This is a genomic window from Streptomyces sp. NPDC050147, from assembly GCF_040660195.1.
In the GTDB taxonomy this organism is placed as follows: domain Bacteria; phylum Actinomycetota; class Actinomycetes; order Streptomycetales; family Streptomycetaceae; genus Streptomyces.
Genome location: NZ_JBFALJ010000006.1, coordinates 293198 through 310159, shown reverse-complemented (window position 1 = coordinate 310159; position 16962 = coordinate 293198). Strand labels below are relative to the sequence as shown.

Genomic DNA, 16962 nt, shown 5'->3' with positions numbered 1-16962 from the left:
GGTTCGAACGACAGGGACCCCGTCCACATGGTGCCGATCCAGTTGAAGGCCGGGCGCCCCTCTCACGTACGGAAGAACTACGGAAGAACTACGCGGACTTCTGCTCGCCCGTGCCCGGACCCCGCGCGTCGCGCGGAATCAGCGTCGGGTTCACGTTCGAGTGGACGACGTCCGCCGTGATGACGACACGGGCCACGTCCTTGCGGGACGGGACGTCGTACATCACCGACTGGAGGACCTCCTCCATGATGGCGCGCAGACCACGCGCGCCGGTCTGGCGCAGGATCGCCTGGTCGGCGATGGCCTCGAGCGCCTCACGCTCGAAGTCCAGCTCCACGCCGTCGAGTTCGAAGAGGCGCTGGTACTGCTTGACCAGTGCGTTGCGCGGCTCCACCAGGATCTGGAGCAGGGCCTCGCGGTCCAGGTTGTGGACCGAGGTGATCACGGGGAGGCGGCCGATGAACTCCGGGATCATCCCGAACTTCACCAGGTCCTCCGGCATGATGTCCTCGAACCGGTCCTTCTCCTGCAGCTCGCGCTTGGAGTGGATCGTGGCGCCGAAGCCGATGCCCTTCGCGCCCGCCCGCGACTCGATGATCTTCTCGAGGCCGGCGAAGGCGCCGCCCACGATGAAGAGCACGTTCGTCGTGTCGATCTGGATGAACTCCTGGTGCGGGTGCTTGCGGCCGCCCTGCGGCGGGACGGAAGCCGTGGTGCCTTCCAGGATCTTCAGCAGGGCCTGCTGGACGCCTTCTCCCGACACGTCGCGCGTGATCGAAGGGTTCTCGCTCTTGCGGGCGACCTTGTCGATCTCGTCGATGTAGATGATGCCCGTCTCGGCCTTCTTGACGTCGTAGTCAGCGGCCTGGATGAGCTTCAGGAGGATGTTCTCGACGTCCTCGCCGACATAGCCCGCCTCCGTGAGCGCCGTCGCGTCAGCGATGGCGAACGGGACGTTCAGCATGCGCGCGAGCGTCTGCGCGAGCAGCGTCTTGCCGGAGCCGGTCGGGCCGAGCAGCAGGATGTTGGACTTGGCGAGTTCGATCGCGTCGTCACGGCCCTGCGCGCCGCCGGTCTCGCCGGCCTGGACCCGCTTGTAGTGGTTGTAGACCGCCACCGAGAGGGCCTTCTTCGCGGGCTCCTGGCCCACGACATACCCCTCGAGGAATTCGTAGATCTCGCGAGGCTTGGGGAGTTCCTCCCACCGCACCTCGCTCGTCTCCGCGAGCTCTTCCTCGATGATCTCGTTACAGAGGTCGATGCACTCATCGCAGATGTACACACCGGGACCTGCGATGAGCTTCTTGACCTGCTTCTGACTCTTCCCGCAGAACGAGCACTTGAGCAGATCGCCGCCGTCACCGATGCGTGCCACGAGGTGCTTCCCCTTCGCCTGGGAGACGCCACGTTCAGCGACTCCTGGTGCCTCATATCCGACGGTACCTTGCCGAGCCCCCCGTTCGGGCCCCCCTTGGCACGGTTCGCTTTGACGTGAACCGTGCCAAGGAGCGGCAGATGCTACAGGGCTCCGTCAGACGACCGAGGCGTTGTTCATCTTCCGGGTGGAGATGATTTGGTCGATCAGGCCGTACGACAGTGCGTCCTCGGCCGTGAGGATCTTGTCGCGCTCGATGTCGTCGCGGATCTTCTCGATCGGCGTCGTGGAGTGCTTGGCCAGCATCTCCTCCAGCTGCGCGCGCATCCGGAGGATCTCGTTCGCGGCGATCTCCAGGTCGGAGACCTGACCGCGGCCCGTCTCGCTGTAGGGCTGGTGGATCAGGACACGCGCGTTCGGGAGCGCCATGCGCTTGCCCGGCGTACCCGACGCGAGGAGCACGGCGGCGGCCGAGGCCGCCTGGCCCATGCAGACCGTCGAAACGTCCGGCTTCACGAACTGGATCGTGTCGTAGATGGCCGTGAGGGCCGTGAACGAGCCGCCGGGGCTGTTGATGTAGATGGAGATGTCGCGGTCCGGGTCCATCGACTCCAGGCACAGGAGCTGCGCCATGACGTCGTTGGCGGACGCGTCGTCGATCTGCACGCCGAGGAAGATCACGCGCTCCTCGAAGAGCTTCGCGTACGGGTCGTACTCGCGCACGCCCTGCGAGGTGCGCTCGACGAAGCGCGGGATGACGTAGCGGGATTCGGCGCTCGGGCCGGTGTACTCGGCCTGGGCGCCCTCATAAAGGCCGCTGCCGGGGAAGTTCTTCATCTCTGTAGGTCTCCTGAGGAGCGTGGTCTTGGCCGGCTTCGGAAGGGCTGAGCGGTGAGGCTCAGGCTCCGGTGCCGCCGCCGCCCGGCATGCTGGCCGCGTTGGGCATGATGTCGTCGATGAGGCCGTACTCCTTGGCCTCCAGCGGGTCGAACCAGCGGTCGCGGTCCGAGTCGCGGGTGACCTGCTCGACGGTCTGGCCCGTGTGGAACGCGGTGAGGTTCGCCATCTTCTTCTTGGTGAGAAGCAGCCGCTCGGCGTGGATCTTGATGTCCGACGCGGAGCCCGCGAGTCCGGCGGAGGGCTGGTGGATCAGGATCTCGGCGTTCGGCAGCGCGAAGCGCTTGCCGGGGGTGCCGGCGCTGAGCAGGAACTGGCCCATCGAGGCCGCCATGCCCATCGCGATCGTCACCACGTCGTTCTGGATGTACTGCATGGTGTCGTAGATCGCCATGCCGGCCGTGATGGATCCACCAGGGCTGTTGATGTAAAGGAAAATGTCCTTGTCCGGCTCGGCGGCAAGGAGCAGCAGCTGCGCCGTGATCTTGTTGGCGATGTCGTCGTCCACGGCCTGGCCGAGGAAGATGATCCGCTCGCCGAGCAGCCGGTTGTAGACCTGGTCGCCGAGGCCACCACCGATGGAGGGGTCGCCGGCGGCGGAGGGCATCAGATTCGTCACGTATCCACCTGCTCGTCTTACGACGGCGCCGGGCCGTCTCACGTCTTCTTCTGAGGCTTGGGACCCCGCGTGCTCGCCGCTCCGGGACGGCTTCGGGGACTCCCCTGCCCTCGTATTCATGGACCCTAACGCTCAGCCCCGTCCGGAGAATCCCGCAAAGGTGACTGTTCGCTGTGAGCGCAGGTTCTGGCGGGGGCGCCTCAGCAGCCGCCGGGGTGCGCCCCGAAGGGGCGCGGGGACTGCGCGAGCAACCCCGTACGAGCCGCACTCGCCGTGGGACCTGGCGCGGCAGACGCGACTGCGGCCCTGCGGGGGCTGAGCACGCAGTTCCCCGCGCCCCTGACGGGGCACGACGAGGCCCCCGGGATTGACCTCCCGGGGGCCTCGTCGTAGAGCGTCAGAGCGAGGCTCAGGCCTCGGTCTTCTCCTCGGCGGCGGCGTCGTCGGCCGACTCCGTGGCTTCGACCGTCTCGGCGGTCTCGTCCTCGTCGTCGAGGTCCACGACCTCGCCGTTCGTGTCCTTGACCGTCGCGGCCTCCACGACGACCGCGAGGGCCTTGCCGCGGGCGACCTCGCCGACCAGCATCGGGACCTGGCCGCCCTCTACGACGGCCTGGGCGAACTGGTCGGGGGACATGCCGGAGGACTGCGCGCGACGCATGAGGTGCTCGGTGAGCTCCTCCTGGTTCACGTTCAGCTTCTCCTTGTTGACGAGCTCGTCGAGGACGAACTGCGTCTTGATGCCCTTCTCGGCCTGCTCCTTGGTCTCGGCGTCGAACTCTTCCTCGGTCTTGCCCTGGATCTCCAGGTACTTCGCGAGGTCGAGGCCCATCTGGCCGAGCTGGTGGTTCACCAGGTTGTGCTTGCGGGTCTCGATCTCGTCCGCGAGAAGCTTCTCGGGGACGGGGACCTCGACCAGCTCGAGCAGCTTCTCCAGGACGCGCTCCTGGGCCTGGGTCGCCTGGTCGTACTGCTTCATGTTCTCGAGGCGCTTGCGGCTGTCGGCCTTGACCTCGTCGAGGGTGTCGAACTCCGACGCGAGCTGCGCGAAGTCGTCGTCGAGCTCCGGCAGCTCACGGGCGGCGACCTGGGTGACCTTGACGGTCACCTCGGACTCCTTGCCCGCGGCGGATCCGCCCTTGAGCTCGGAGGTGAAGGTGGCCTCGCCACCGGCCTCCAGGCCCTTCACGGCCTCGTCGATGCCCTCGAGGAGCTCGCCGGAGCCGATCGTGTAGGAGACGCCGGACGCGACGCCGTCCTCCAGGACCTCTCCCTCGACCTTGGCCTCCAGGTCGATCGTCACGACGTCGCCGTCCTCGGCGGCACGCTCGACCGGCGAGGTGGACGCGAAGCGCTCACGGAGCTCCTCCACGGCCTTCTCGACGTCCTCGTCGCTGACCTCGACCGCGTCGACCTCAACCTCGATGCCGGAGTAGTCCGGAATCTCGATCGCGGGACGGATGTCGACCTCAGCGGTGAAGTTGAGGGTCTCGTTGTCCTTCAGCTCGGTGATGTCCACCTCGGGCTGGCCCAGGACGTTGAGCTCGGCCTCGTTCACGGCCTCGGTGTAGAACTTCGGGAGCGCGTCGTTGACGGCCTCTTCGAGGACGGCGCCGCGGCCGAACCGCTGGTCGATGATCCGGGCCGGGATCTTGCCCTTGCGGAAGCCCTTCACCGTGACCTGCTGGTTGATCTTCTTGTAGGCCGCGTCGAGGCTGTCCTTGAGCTCCTCGAAGGGCACCTCAACAGTGAGCCGAACCCGAGTCGGGTTCAGGGTCTCCACGGCGCTCTTCACGGTTCGGTCTCCTTGGGGCTGACTTCTTTGGATTGAGCCCGGCTCAGAGACACACGGGCACACAGCCTGCATAGTAACGGCAAGCGGGAGCCGAGCCACAATGCGATCTTGTGAGGGAGGTTCTGCTGGTCGGGGTGGCGGGATTTGAACCCACGGCCTTCCGCTCCCAAAGCGGACGCGCTACCAAGCTGCGCCACACCCCGTCGGTGCGACACGTAGGGTACATGCCCCCAGCCGGTGCGGCGCCCGCTTAATCGCGAGCGTGTACGGGGTGTGCGAGGAAGGCGTCCGACCCGCTACGATGCTTGCCGTGCCGCGGTCGCTGACCAGCAGTGTCCTCGATATACTGCGGCGCGAGCCATGCGGGTGTAGCTCAATGGTAGAGCCCTAGTCTTCCAAACTAGCTACGCGGGTTCGATTCCCGTCACCCGCTCTGTCGGCCTCCGGCCCGGTTCCTCGGAACCGGGCCGGAGGCTTTTTCGCGTGCTCGCGGGTTCGTGCTCACGGGCGGCGCGAAGCACCGCCCGACCCGAGTGGCCCCTCAGAAGCTGATCGAGTTGATGGTCTCGGCCACCTCGTTGAGGAAGCGGTTTATGGAGGGGGCCATTCCGGTTGAGGCGAGGAAGAACCCGAAGAGCACCGCGACGATCGCGGGCCCCGCTTTGATCGATCCTCCGCGGATCAGCACGATGAGGATGATCGCCAACAGCAACACCACTGACAGCGAAATGGCCACACTGATCACACCCTAGGTCGGTCTCTCCCCGGCCCGGGGGGTACGACCCCGCACACCCCCGCCAGGACCATCGTGCCACCAACACGCCACCCGTATGCGGCCGGTGACACATCGTCGGCCAGGGCCACACACACCCGTCGCGGGACCGGCACACGGGGGCACCCTTGCGGCACATGAACACCGCACCCCCGCACGGCAATTCGAGAGCCGCGCGCGGCCACTAATTCGGCTTGATCGTTTCCATTGCCACACAACTCGTTCGCCAGAAATTCGAATTGTCGCCGGACCCACATCACCGGCTTCACAAAGACCCAATCAACCGGAAATTTCACCAGAGTCGCCCGCAGGCGTTATGCGGCGTTTAAGGGGGATGAATGGTGACGTACTGGGCATACGACCCGATGTAACTAGGGGTGACAGGAGGTGGATCTCCCTGTCGACTCCGATGATTTTCGGGGTACCCGGACGGCATTACCCCTGATCCGTCCGTGATTGAGATGACAGCCGAGTTGGGGGTTTTACGAATAGCCGCAAGCGACGCTAGGGTGCCTCAGATGTTCCACGCTGCCACCATCCCCGCAGGCGCAGTGCGGTCCAGGATCGTCTCACCGAGTTCTTGGTGGGAGGGCCTGTGACGAACTCGGTTCAGCCGCACGGCCGCCACCGGGCGCCGCTCCCCCCGGCACATGTGCCCGCGGACGGAGTACCAGGCCCCCGCGCCCCCCAGTCCACCATGGCCGCGACCGTCCCCCACGCCCCGGCCGGCACCACCGCTCGACCCAGCTCGACGGACCGTTCCGGCTCCACGGGCCACCACCCCGGTTCCACGGGCAGACCCGCGTCCACGGGTCAACCCGCCAAGCAGCGCGACTCGTTCTTCGACAACGCCAAGTACCTGGCGATCGTCCTGGTCGCCATGGCCCACGCCTGGGAGCCGCTGACCGACGGCAGCCGCGCCGCAGAGGCGCTGTACATGACCGTCTACACGTTCCACATGCCGGCGTTCATCCTCATCTCCGGCTACTTCTCACGCAGCTTCGACATGCGGCCCGACCGGCTCAAGCGCCTGGTGACCGGCGTCGCCGTGCCGTACGTCATCTTCGAAGTCGCGTACACCGTCTTCAAGCGCTACGCGGACGACGACCCGACGCAGCCGATCAGTCTGCTCGACCCCTGGTACCTCACCTGGTTCCTGGTCGCGCTCTTCGTCTGGCGCCTGACCACCCCGCTGTGGAAGCTGGTCCGCTGGCCGCTGCCGCTCGCGCTCGCCATCGCGGTGCTCGCCACGATCTCGCCGGACATCGGCGACGACCTGGACCTGCAGCGCGTGCTGCAGTTCCTGCCCTTCTTCGTGCTCGGCCTGTTCATGAAGCCCGAGTACTTCCAGCTGGTGCGGCGCCGCGAGGTGCGGCTGCTCTCCGTGCCGATCTTCGCGAGCGCGCTGCTCCTCGCGTACTGGGCCGGTCCTCGGATGACGTCGGCCTGGTTCTACCGCAGGGACAGCGCGCAGGAGTTGGGTGCGCCGTGGTGGGCCGGTGTCGTCATGACGCTGGCACTCTTCGGCTGCTCCGCCATCCTGACCGCGTGCTTCTTCGCGTGGGTTCCGCGCCGGAAGATGTGGTTCACGGTGCTCGGCGCGGGCACGCTGTACGGCTACCTGCTGCACGGCTTCCTCGCCAAGGGCTCGCGGTTCTGGGGCTGGTTCGAGAACTACGAGTGGATGCACACGCCTGCCGGCGAAGTGGTCGTGTCGGTGGTGGCCGCGGCGGTGGTGACGCTTCTCTGTACGCCTCCGGTGCAGCGGATGTTCCGCTTCGCCATGGAGCCGAAGATGGAGTGGGCGTTCAAGCGGGATGCCGCGGCGCTGGCCCGGGAGCGGGCCAAGTCCTCTTCCTAGCCCTGTGACTCGATGCCCAACAGGGCGCGCATGTGGGCGTACTTGGCCGTGAGGCGAGTGCGGGTCGGCCCGTCCAGCTCTGCTAGGCGGGCCGGATGCGCGTTGTGGGCCAGGTCCGCCTCCTTGACCAGGGTGGCGCCGGGGGTGTCGAGGATGCGGGTGGCGTAGGCCTCGGGGGTCTCGCCCTCGCGTTTCGTGAGGGCCAGGACGATGTCCTTCGTACGAGGGGTCAGCGGCGCCTCCCGCAACCACTGCTCGGTGAGGGCGTTGTCCTCGATGGCGTCGTGGAGCCAGGCCGCGGCGATCTGTTCCGGCGAGCCGCCTCGGGCCTCGACTCCCTCCGCCACGGCTCGCAGGTGCTCCGTGTAGGGGCGGCCCGCCTTGTCCTTCTGGGTGGCGTGGGCCTCGCGGGCCACTGCTTCCACCTCGGCGAGGGTGAGGACGGGGGCGGGTTTCATGCAGGGGATTTTTCCCCAACCCCGCCCCTTCCCGAAAACCCGCTGGGCGCGGGGGCCTTGGGCGCCGTCATCACCGGCTTCGCCGAGTTCGTCCTCAAACGCCGGACGGGCTGGACTTCTCAAACGCCGGACGGGCTGGAATTTCTCAGCGCCGCCCTCGCCGGTAGCGCGGTAGCCGCCAGGCCGAGCGCCAGTGTCGCCGCCACGAAGGACCCGTACAAGAACGGCGGGATGTACGGGGACTCGCCCGTCAGGCCGTTCATCATGGGGACCAGTGTCGCCATCGCGATGGCCGAGCCGATCACGATGCCCGCGCCGGCGACCAGGAGCGCCTCCCACCGCACCATCACCATCACCTGGCGCCGGGTGGAGCCGATCAGGCGCAGTGTGCCGAGTTCACGGCGGCGGTCGAGAACCGTCATCACCAGGGTGTTGACCGCGGCGATCGCCGCGAACCCACCGAGTACGGCGGCCATCACCGTGTTCGCCCAGGCGTTGACCGCGCGGTCGGTGGACTGCGCGGTGGCGTAGCCGTCGCGGTCCTGGAGTGTGCCGAGGGCGGTGAGGGCCTGCGGCGCCTTGCCCTTCGTCCAGATCTCCGAGGAGAAGGACGACGTCACATGCTGTTTCAAATCCGCTGCGGGAAGGGTGACTTGGGACAGGCCCAGGCCCCGGTCGTACGTGGCGACCACCTTCGGTGTCGCCTTCGTGCCGTCGGGCATGCGCAGGGCGAGGCGTTCGCCCGTCCGCACGTTCGCGGAGTCCGCCAGCTTCGCGTCGACGGCGATCTCACCCTTGCCGAGCGAGGCCATCGTGCCCGTCCTGACACCGAGGTCCTGGACCTTGGCCAGGTCACGGGAGGCGCCCGTGACGCCCTGCGTCGACGCCGACTCCAACCAGCGGTCGCCGCCCGAGCCCACCGGTACCAGGACGGAGGTCTTGAGGAGGCCCACGGCCGAGGTCACTCCCGGGGCCTGCCGGGCCTTCGTCACCGCGTCGGGGGTCGCTCCCGCTCCCGTCGCGGAGACGATGTGGTCCGCCGTGATGCCCTCGCGCTGCTGGTCGGCGGCGACCCGGTCCTCGCTGGTGTGCATGAAGACGAGGGTCGAGGAGAACGCCATCGCGAGCACGATCGGCGTGATCGCGGAGGCCAGACGGCGTGCGTTCGTACGGGAGTTGGCCGCCGCGAGCGAGGCGGACGCGCCCGCGCCGCGCAGCGGAAGCCCGAACAGGGCCGCGCAGCCGCGGGCGATCAGCGGGCCGAGCAGGGCCACGGCGAGCATGAACAGCATGACGATGCCGAGCGCCACGTTGGCCGCGTCGTCCCCCGTCATGGAGGAGGCGATCCCGGCGAGGACGCAGCCGCCGACGGCCGCCGCGATCCCCAGGGGCGTACGTATCCAGCCGAAGCGCAGGCGTTCCACGGACGACTCGCTCAGCGCCTGGCCCGGCCTGATGCGGGAGGGGCGGCGGGCCGCCAGGTAACCGGAGACCAGCGCGGTGATCACGGCGACGCCGACGGCCGAGACGAGCGGGATGAACGAGACCGAGAGATCAAGGGCCTCGGGGATCGCCCCCTTGTCCTTGAGCTGGCCGAACCACCAGCTCGCCAGCGCGATGCCGGGCAGCACGCCCACGGCTCCCGCGAGGGGGGCGACGAGCAGGGCCTCCGTGGCGATGGTGCGGCGGACCTGGCGGGGCGTCGTGCCGATGGCCCGCAGCAGGGCGTACTCGCGGGACCGCTGGCCGACGGAGAGCGCCACGGTGCCTGCCGCGGTGAACATGGCGACCATGGCTGCGACGCCGCCGAAGGAGCCGCCGATTCCGGTGAGCATCTCCTGCGCGTAGGCGAGTTCGGAACCCTCGGCCTCACTGCGGTCGTCGCCGGTGTGGACGTCGGCCTTCTTGCCGATGGCGTGCGCCACCTGGGTCTTGAGGGCCTCATCCGTGACGCCGTCCTTGGGCAGGACGGCAATGGCGTCGACACGGCCGGTGTGGCCGGAGAGGCGTAGGGCGTCGGAGTCGGCGAACCAGGCGGTGGGTCCGGCATGGCCGGCCCTTACGGTGCCCGAGATCCGGAAGTCGCGCGGCCCGTCCGCCGTGGTGAGCGTGGTGTGCTCGCCCACGGACGCGCCGGGCGCGGCGAGTACCACCTCGCCGGAGTGCGGGGCGCGGCCCGCGGTCAGCTTCTCGCCGGTGAAGGCCGTGGAGCCCCAGCCGTGCGCGGTGACGCCCTTGCCGCCGGACTGCACGGGGAAGGTGATGTCCGGGACGGCGGCGCGCGCGCCGGGCACCGAACCCGCCTTCGCCACCAGGGAGTTGTCGATCCTGGCCCGGTCGGGCAGCGGTGTGGCCGTCTCGGAGCGGCTGTCGCCGCTGCCCGTGACGAAGTGGGCCCGCTGGTCGGCGGCCACCACCACGGGGGCGCCCGCGTACCGGGTGGGCGGCACCGCGGCGCGCGCGCCGGTCTCCAGGAGGATGCCGCAGGCGGACACGATCAGCGCGGCCATCATCAGCGCGACGAACGTGCCCACGAAGGCGGCGGGTTTGAAGCGGACGGCGGCGCGGGCCAGACCGTTGGGCATGAGGGTTCTCCGGAGTCTGAAAAGGGGCGGGGCCGGGCCGTGTCCTAGGCCGCCGCTGTCGCGTGCGCCGGGGCCGTGAGCGCCGTCATGCGGGCCGCGATCTGTGCCGCCGAGCCCCGCTCGAGGCGGTCCACGATCGCTCCGTCGGCGAGGAAGAGCACGCGGTCGGCGTAGGCCGCGGCGGCCGGGTCGTGGGTGACCATGACGACCGTGGCTCCCATGCCGTTCACGGCCGAGCGCAGCAGGGCGAGGATCTCGGCGGCGGTGGTGGTGTCCAGGGCGCCGGTCGGCTCGTCCGCGAAGATCACGTCCGGGTTCGTGACCAGGGCGCGGGCGATGGCGACACGCTGCTGCTGGCCGCCGGAGAGCTCGCCGGGGCGGCGCTTGTGCTTGTCGGCGCCGAGGCCGACGCGGTGGAGCAGGTCGGCGGCCCTGCGGCGGTCGGGGCGGTGGCCCGCGAGGCGCATCGGCAGGACGACGTTCTGTTCGACGGTCAGCGAGGGCAGCAGGTTGAAGGCCTGGAAGACGAAGCCGAGGCGGGTGCGGCGCAGCGCGGTCAGCTTGTTCTCGCTCATGGACGTGATCTCCGTGCCGCCCAGGCGCACCGTGCCCTCAGTGGGCCGGTCGAGGCCGGCCGCGCACTGCAGGAAGGTGGACTTGCCGGAGCCCGACGGGCCCATGACGGCGGTGAAGCTGCCGCGTTCCAGGGCGAGGTCGATGCCGCTCAGGGCGTGTACGGCGCCCGCTCCCCTGCCGTATTTGCGGCGCACACCGTGCAGTTCCACGGCCCAGTCGCCGCGGGGCGCACCGCCCGGCATCGGGGGTACCGCTTGCCGGGCCATTCCCCCAGACCCTTCGGATCGCTTCTTGCGCCGCAGCCCCATGGCCCTCTCCGCCTTCCGTAGGTGATGGATCGAACGTACGGATTCGGGGGCCTGGCGGACCATGAGGGCCTCCGGCGAATCGGGGGTGGGGGTATCCCCCGCAGGGAGCGGACGTTTGCCCTTTCCGGGCTCCGCAGGGTCGTTTGGTAATCTAACTATTGACGCTTCCTTGACGCTCCCTTTGCCATTTGTGTGCGGTGGGGGCGTCACCGACTACCAGGAGGAACGGGCCCATCGGACACGCAGACACCCTGATAGCCATGGGCGGTGCCTTTCTCGCCGCCGCCGTGCTCGCCCGCGTGGGCGGCCGTATCGGACTCCCCACCATTCCGCTCTTCATCCTGGCCGGGATCCTTCTCGGCCCGCACACTCCCGGCGTGGTCCTGCTCTCCGACCCGCACGACCTGGAGATGCTCTCGGCGCTCGGCCTGGTGCTCCTGCTCTTCTACCTGGGCCTCGAGTTCCACATGGACGACCTCAAGTCGGGCGGCCGCAAGATGGCCCTCGCCGGAGGGACGTATCTCGCGCTGAACGTCGGCGCGGGCCTCGGCTTCGGATTCGCCCTCGGCTGGGGCACCTCCGAGGCTCTGGTCCTCGCCGGGGTGCTCGGCATCTCGTCGTCGGCGATCGTCACCAAGGTGCTCGTCGACACCGGCCGGCTCGGCAATCCCGAGACGAAGCCGATCCTCGGCATCATCGTCGTCGAGGACATCTTCCTCGCGCTCTATCTGGCCGCGCTGCAGCCGGTCCTGTCCGGCGCCGACAGTCTCGCGGCGGCCGTCATGGACGGTGGCAAGGCGTTCGGCTTCCTGCTGCTGCTCGCCCTGGTGGCGCGCTTCGGCACCAAGGTCGTCGGGCGGCTCATGGACACCCGTGACGACGAGCTGCTCGTCATCTCCTTCCTCGGGGCCGCGGTCTTCGTCGCCGGAGTCTCGGAGTGGTTCGGGGTCGCGGACGCGATCGGCGCGTTCATGGTCGGTCTGATGGTGGGCAGTACGGCGTCGGGCGAGCGCGTCCGCAAGCTCGTGCACCCGCTGCGCGACGCGTTCGGGGCGATCTTCTTCTTCGGCTTCGGCCTCTCCATCGACCCGGGCGACCTGCCCACGGTGCTCTGGCCGGTGCTCGCCGCCGTGGCCGTGACGTTGCTCATGAACGTTCTCGCCGGACTCGGCGCGGCGCGGATCTACGGCTTCGGGGCGGGCCCCGCGGCGAACATCTCCACCACCCTGCTCGCGCGCGGCGAGTTCGCCCTGATCCTGGCGACCATGGCGGCCACCGCGGGCCTCGACGAGCGGCTCTCCCCGTTCATCGCGGGGTACGTGCTGCTGCTCGCGGTGCTTGGACCGCTGGCGGCGGGACGCTCGAAGTGGCTGGCCCGGATTCTGCCGGGCGGTCGCGACGCCGTACCCGAGCCGGAGCCCGAGCTGTCAGGCGCTCGCTGACGCCTCCCGGCAGATCAGCAGCAGCGCCCGGTCATCGTTGACGTCCTTGGCGACCGCCTCGATCAGATGCCACGCGGCGCCGTGGAAGCCGCCCGCCACATAGCGGTCGGCTTCCCCGGTGAGGCGGTCGATGCCTTCGCTGATGTCCCGGTCGGAGGTCTCGACGAGTCCGTCCGTGAACAGCATCAGGACGTCGCCCGGGCGCAGGGAGCCCTTCACCGGGTCGAACTGCGCCCCGTCGTACACCCCCAGGAGCGGCCCCTCGGCTGCCTTCTCCTCCCACCGGCCGCTGCCCGCGCTGAGCTGGAGGCCCGGCGGGTGCCCCGCCGTGAAGAGTTCGTAGTCGCCGCTCTCCAGGTCGAGGACCAGATGGATGGAGGTCGCGAAGCCCTCGTCCCAGTCCTGGCGCAGGAGGTAGCCGTTGGCCGCGGTCAGGAAGGCGTGCGGGGGCAGCGAGCCGAGCAGGCCGCCGAAGGCCCCCGACAGGAGCAGGGCGCGGGAGCCCGCGTCCATGCCCTTGCCGGAGACGTCCGTGAGAACGACCTCCAGGGTGCGGCCGCCGTTCGTGCGGGCCGCGACCACGAAGTCCCCGGAGAAGGACTGGCCGCCCGCGGGCCGCAGGGCCATCTCGCGGTGCCAGCCGCGGGGCAGCTTCGGCAACTTGCTCTGTACGCGGATGCGTTCCCGCAGGTCGAACAGCATCGTTCCGCCGCCGCGCCACGGCACGCCGACCCGGCTGCGGAACTGCGCGATGATCAGTCCGAAGAAGCCGCAGGCCGCGACGGTCAGGACCACTCCGGGGGTGACCCGCGCGCCGCCTTCCGTGTACGGGCCGAGCTGGACGGACTCCACGATGAGCGCGGCGGCGGCCGTCGCGTACAGGCCGAGCAGACTGGAGGGCCGAAGGAGCAGGCCGCCGGCGACGATGGGCAGGACGAGCGCGGAGGGCGAGCACCAGACCGGGTTGACGATGGTGCAGAAGGCGATCACCGGGATGGTGACGAGCAGGCCCGCGAGCGCGATCCAGTCCGAGCCGTCGCCTCTGAAGTAGTCGACCCCGGATTTGCGCAGCCCTATGCGCACCCGGTGGATCCGCTTCTTCATCCGGGCTGTAAACGTCTCGGCTTCCGCTCGCCTGCCTGCCATTGCTCCCGGACCCTATCCACCGGGCCAGGCACTTCGCACGGGAGGTGCCGGTTGTCCCCCGTCAGAGGCACGCTGTCAGCCCGCGTAAATCCTGTCGCTCCGCCCGCTCCACCCTGGTAGGCATGGCATATGACGACGGAACTGCGGCAGTTGCGCCAGGAAGACTGGGACGAGTACTACGGCACGTTGGAGCTCGCCTTCGGTGGCGTCGCCGAGGCGAAGGAGGAACATGAGCTCTGGAACGCGCTGACCGAGTTCGACCGCTTCTTCGGCACCTGGGAGGGCGAGACCTGCGTCGGCACGACGGGAGCGTTCAGCTTCCGCCTCTCCGTGCCGGGCGGTTCCCTGGTGGACGCGGCCGGGGTGACGATGGTCAGCGTCGCGGCGACGCACCGGCGGCGGGGCATCCTGACGTCGATGATGCGGCGCCAGCTCGACGACGTACGCGCGAAGGGCGAGTGTCTGGCCGTGCTCACGGCCTCCGAGCCCGCCATCTACGGACGGTTCGGGTACGGCGCGGCGACGTTCGCGACGAAGGCCGAGATCGACACCTCACGCGTACGCCTGTCGGTGCCGACCGGTACCGACGACGTACGCCTTCGGTACGCCAAGCCCGCCGACGTCCACGCGGAGTGTGAGGCGCTGTACGCGCGACGGGTGAGCGAGCGGCCGGGAATGCTGGCCAGGCAGCCCGGCTGGGAGCGGCTCGGCCTGCTCGACCCGGAGAGCGAGCGGCACGGCTCGTCGCCTCTGCAGTGCGTGGTCGCCGAACGCGACGGGGAGCTCGTCGGGTACGCGCGCTTCCAGGTGAAGCCCGACTGGGACGGGGCCGGTCCCAAGGGCACGGTCCGGCTGCGCGACCTGGAGGCCGACGACCCGGCGGCGTCCGCGGCGCTGTGGCGGTTCCTCTTCGGCATCGATCTGACGTCGACGATCGACACGCACTACCGCCCGGTGGACGACGCGGTGTTCCACCTCGTCTCGGACATGCGGCGCTGCCGGATGCAGGTGCGGGACATCCTGCACGTACGCCTGGTGGAGGTGGGAGCCGCCCTTGAGGCACGCACCTACCGGACGCCGGTGAACCTCGCGCTGGAGGTCGAGGACGCCTTCTGCCCCTGGAACGCGGGCCGTTGGCGGCTCACGGGCGACCTGAAGGGCGCGACCTGCGAGCGTACGGACGACGACGCCGATCTCGCCCTGTCCGTACGGGACTTGGGCGCCGCCTATCTCGGCGGTGTGTCCCTGGCGTCACTCGCGGCGGCGGGCCGGGTACGGGAACTGCGGCCGGGCGCACTGGCCGAGGCGACGACGGCCTTCGGCTCGGACGTCGCACCGTGGCTGCCGCACGGGTTCTAGCCGGGGGCTTCAGGCGGTGCCGGGGAGCGGGGACTTGACCTTGCGGGCGGCGAGATACAGGGCGATCAGCCAGCCGATGACCGAGGCGCCGAAGACGATGTTGACGACCAGCACCAGGTAGCGGTTCTCGATGCCCCGGTTGAAGGCGATGAGGGACGGCAGGAGATAGAAGATCAGGCTCAGCAGCCCGAGCACGGTGGCGATCAGCGGGCCCAGGCTGCCGAACATCTCAGCTGTCCTTTCGGCGGGAGCGGCGGGGCCGCTGGCACTTCGGGCACCAGAACAGATTGCGGGCGGCGAGATCGGCGGTGCGGATCTCGCCGCCACAGATGTGGCAGGGCATGGTGGCCCTGCGGTACACGTACACCTCGCCGCCGTGGTCGTCCACGCGCGGCGGGCGGCCCATCGCCTCCGGCGTGTGCTCGGGCCTGACGGTGTCGATGCGGTTGAGGCGTACGCCCTCGCGCATCAGGGCCACCAGGTCCTCCCACATCGCGGTCCACAGGGCGGGCCTGATGTCCTTGCCCGGCGTGTACGGGTCGACGCCGTGCCGGAAGAGGACCTCGGCGCGGTAGACGTTGCCGACGCCCGCGATGACCTTCTGGTCCATGAGCAGGGCGGCGATGGTCGTGCGGCTGCGCGAGATGCGGGCGTAGGCCTTGTCCGGGTCGTCCGCCTCCCTGAGCGGGTCCGGGCCCAGGCGGGCGTGTATCGCCTGCTTCTCCTCGTCGGTGATGAGGCCGCAAGTGGTGGGGCCACGGAGGTCGGCGTAGTACGTGTCGTTCAGCAGGCGCAGCCGGACGGTTTCCGTGGGGGGCGGGGCGGGCGAATCGCCGAGGGTGTACTTGCCGAAGAGGCCGAGGTGGACGTGGACCCAGCCGGTGTCCGCGAAGCCGAGGAAGAGGTGCTTGCCGTGGGCCTCGGCGGTGTCCATCTCCTGACCGTTCAGGAGGGCCGCGCTGTCGGAGAACTTGCCCTGGGGGCTGGTGACCCTCACGGGGCCGCGGCCTTCGAAGCGGGCGCGGTGGTCCTCCGCGAGGCGGTGGATGGTGTGCCCTTCCGGCACGGGGTCCTCCTGGGTTCAGGTCAGAACGGGGCTTCTTTCCCCGATCCCGCCCCTTCCCGAAACTGGGGCTCCGCCCCAGGCCCCGTACAAGATGGCCTCAATCGCCGGCCGGGCTGAGAGATCAGTCCGGCCGGCGAACGGTGGTGCGGTGGGGCTGCGGGGCTCAGCCCTGCGGGTGGTGCGCCGGGATCGGGGGCAGCTCGCCCGTCGTCTCGTAGGCGGAGAGCATGTCGATCCGGCGGGTGTGTCGGGCCTCACCCGAGTACGGCGTCGACAGGAAGATCTCGACGAACTTCGTCGCTTCTTCCTGCGTGTGCATCCGGCCGCCGATCGACACCACGTTCGCGTCGTTGTGCTCACGCCCGAGCGCGGCCGTCTGCTCGCTCCAGGCGAGGGCGGCCCTGACCCCCTTCACCTTGTTCGCGGCGATCTGCTCCCCGTTGCCGGAGCCCCCGATCACGATGCCGAGCGACTGGGGGTCCGCCGCCGTCTTCTCCGCGGCGCGGAGGCAGAAGGGGGGGTAGTCGTCCTGGGCGTCATAGATGTGGGGCCCGCAGTCGACGGGCTCGTGGCCGTGGCTCTTGAGCCACTCGACCAGGTGGTTCTTCAGTTCGTAGCCGGCATGATCCGAGCCGAGGTACACGCGCATGCGTCTGAGTGTGGCACGTCGCGAGGCGGGTAGCGGCGTCCGGGGGCCGGACCT

General features: G+C 69.2%; 15 protein-coding genes and 2 tRNA genes. 4 read left to right on the top strand and 13 right to left on the bottom strand.

The genetic code is table 11. The features are described 5' to 3' along the window. Nucleotides 1-88: 88 nt before the first annotated feature. The 5 genes from clpX to AB0I94_RS13105 form a co-directional block, all read right to left on the bottom strand. A complete protein-coding gene (gene clpX / locus AB0I94_RS13125) occupies nucleotides 89-1375 on the bottom strand; it encodes an ATP-dependent Clp protease ATP-binding subunit ClpX (protein ID WP_363309582.1) in 1287 nt (428 codons plus the stop codon). Between the two features lie 156 nt (nucleotides 1376-1531). Beyond that, the gene (locus AB0I94_RS13120; RefSeq protein ID WP_363309581.1) at nucleotides 1532-2212 is read right to left on the bottom strand and encodes an ATP-dependent Clp protease proteolytic subunit; all 681 of its coding nucleotides are present in this window, start codon (nucleotides 2210-2212) and stop codon (nucleotides 1532-1534) included. A gap of 61 nt (nucleotides 2213-2273) precedes the next feature. Continuing rightward, nucleotides 2274-2879, bottom strand: a complete 606-nt coding sequence (locus AB0I94_RS13115; protein ID WP_363309603.1) for an ATP-dependent Clp protease proteolytic subunit — start codon at nucleotides 2877-2879, stop codon at nucleotides 2274-2276. A gap of 421 nt (nucleotides 2880-3300) precedes the next feature. Beyond that, on the bottom strand, nucleotides 3301-4686 hold the full coding sequence (gene tig, locus AB0I94_RS13110) for a trigger factor (protein WP_363309580.1): 1386 nt from the start codon (nucleotides 4684-4686) through the stop codon (nucleotides 3301-3303). Nucleotides 4687-4812: 126 nt separating this feature from the next. Next, a tRNA-Pro gene (locus AB0I94_RS13105) sits at nucleotides 4813-4889 on the bottom strand. A 159-nt stretch (nucleotides 4890-5048) separates the two neighbouring features. Here AB0I94_RS13105 and AB0I94_RS13100 point away from each other — a divergent pair. Continuing rightward, nucleotides 5049-5119 (top strand) — tRNA-Gly (locus tag AB0I94_RS13100). Nucleotides 5120-5227: 108 nt separating this feature from the next. On the opposite strand, the gene AB0I94_RS13095 is transcribed toward AB0I94_RS13100, so the two are convergent. Beyond that, nucleotides 5228-5422 carry a hypothetical protein gene (locus AB0I94_RS13095; RefSeq protein ID WP_160505028.1) on the bottom strand — a complete coding sequence of 65 codons (195 nt, stop codon included), beginning with the start codon at nucleotides 5420-5422 and terminating at the stop codon, nucleotides 5228-5230. 631 nt (nucleotides 5423-6053) lie between these two features. Between AB0I94_RS13095 and AB0I94_RS13090 the strand changes: the two genes are divergently transcribed. Beyond that, nucleotides 6054-7319 carry an acyltransferase family protein gene (locus AB0I94_RS13090; protein WP_363309579.1) on the top strand — a complete coding sequence of 422 codons (1266 nt, stop codon included), beginning with the start codon at nucleotides 6054-6056 and terminating at the stop codon, nucleotides 7317-7319. Here the strand turns inward: AB0I94_RS13090 and AB0I94_RS13085 are convergent. The 3 genes from AB0I94_RS13085 to AB0I94_RS13075 all read right to left on the bottom strand — a co-directional run bounded on the left by AB0I94_RS13085 (nucleotide 7316) and on the right by AB0I94_RS13075 (nucleotide 11204). Further along, the gene (locus tag AB0I94_RS13085) at nucleotides 7316-7777 is read right to left on the bottom strand and encodes an HD domain-containing protein (RefSeq protein ID WP_363309578.1); all 462 of its coding nucleotides are present in this window, start codon (nucleotides 7775-7777) and stop codon (nucleotides 7316-7318) included. The genes AB0I94_RS13090 and AB0I94_RS13085 overlap by 4 nt on opposite strands. 119 nt (nucleotides 7778-7896) lie before the next feature. Next, nucleotides 7897-10362, bottom strand: coding sequence for an FtsX-like permease family protein (locus AB0I94_RS13080; protein WP_363309577.1), 2466 nt, complete (start codon nucleotides 10360-10362; stop codon nucleotides 7897-7899). 44 nt (nucleotides 10363-10406) lie between these two features. Then, nucleotides 10407-11204, bottom strand: a complete 798-nt coding sequence (locus tag AB0I94_RS13075; protein WP_363309576.1) for an ABC transporter ATP-binding protein — start codon at nucleotides 11202-11204, stop codon at nucleotides 10407-10409. Nucleotides 11205-11506: 302 nt separating this feature from the next. On the opposite strand from AB0I94_RS13075, the gene AB0I94_RS13070 reads away from it, so the two are divergent. Then, a complete protein-coding gene (locus tag AB0I94_RS13070; protein WP_363309575.1) occupies nucleotides 11507-12688 on the top strand; it encodes a cation:proton antiporter in 1182 nt (393 codons plus the stop codon). Here the strand turns inward: AB0I94_RS13070 and AB0I94_RS13065 are convergent. Then, entirely contained in the window at nucleotides 12674-13834 is a 1161-nt protein-coding gene (locus tag AB0I94_RS13065) for a PP2C family protein-serine/threonine phosphatase (protein ID WP_363309574.1), read from the bottom strand. The genes AB0I94_RS13070 and AB0I94_RS13065 overlap by 15 nt on opposite strands. A 129-nt stretch (nucleotides 13835-13963) precedes the next feature. Here AB0I94_RS13065 and AB0I94_RS13060 point away from each other — a divergent pair, with 129 nt between their 5' ends. Beyond that, nucleotides 13964-15193, top strand: a complete 1230-nt coding sequence (locus tag AB0I94_RS13060; protein WP_363309572.1) for a GNAT family N-acetyltransferase — start codon at nucleotides 13964-13966, stop codon at nucleotides 15191-15193. Nucleotides 15194-15202: 9 nt separating this feature from the next. Here the strand turns inward: AB0I94_RS13060 and AB0I94_RS13055 are convergent, their stop codons facing one another. From AB0I94_RS13055 to AB0I94_RS13045, 3 genes are all read right to left on the bottom strand, one after another. Beyond that, nucleotides 15203-15421, bottom strand: a complete 219-nt coding sequence (locus tag AB0I94_RS13055; protein WP_363309571.1) for a superinfection immunity protein — start codon at nucleotides 15419-15421, stop codon at nucleotides 15203-15205. 1 nt (nucleotide 15422) lies between these two features. Then, entirely contained in the window at nucleotides 15423-16259 is an 837-nt protein-coding gene (locus tag AB0I94_RS13050; RefSeq protein WP_363309570.1) for a DNA-formamidopyrimidine glycosylase family protein, read from the bottom strand. A gap of 163 nt (nucleotides 16260-16422) precedes the next feature. Continuing rightward, nucleotides 16423-16908 (bottom strand): ribose-5-phosphate isomerase, encoded by a 486-nt coding sequence (locus AB0I94_RS13045; protein WP_363309568.1) that lies wholly within the window; start codon nucleotides 16906-16908, stop codon nucleotides 16423-16425. Nucleotides 16909-16962: the final 54 nt, after the last annotated feature.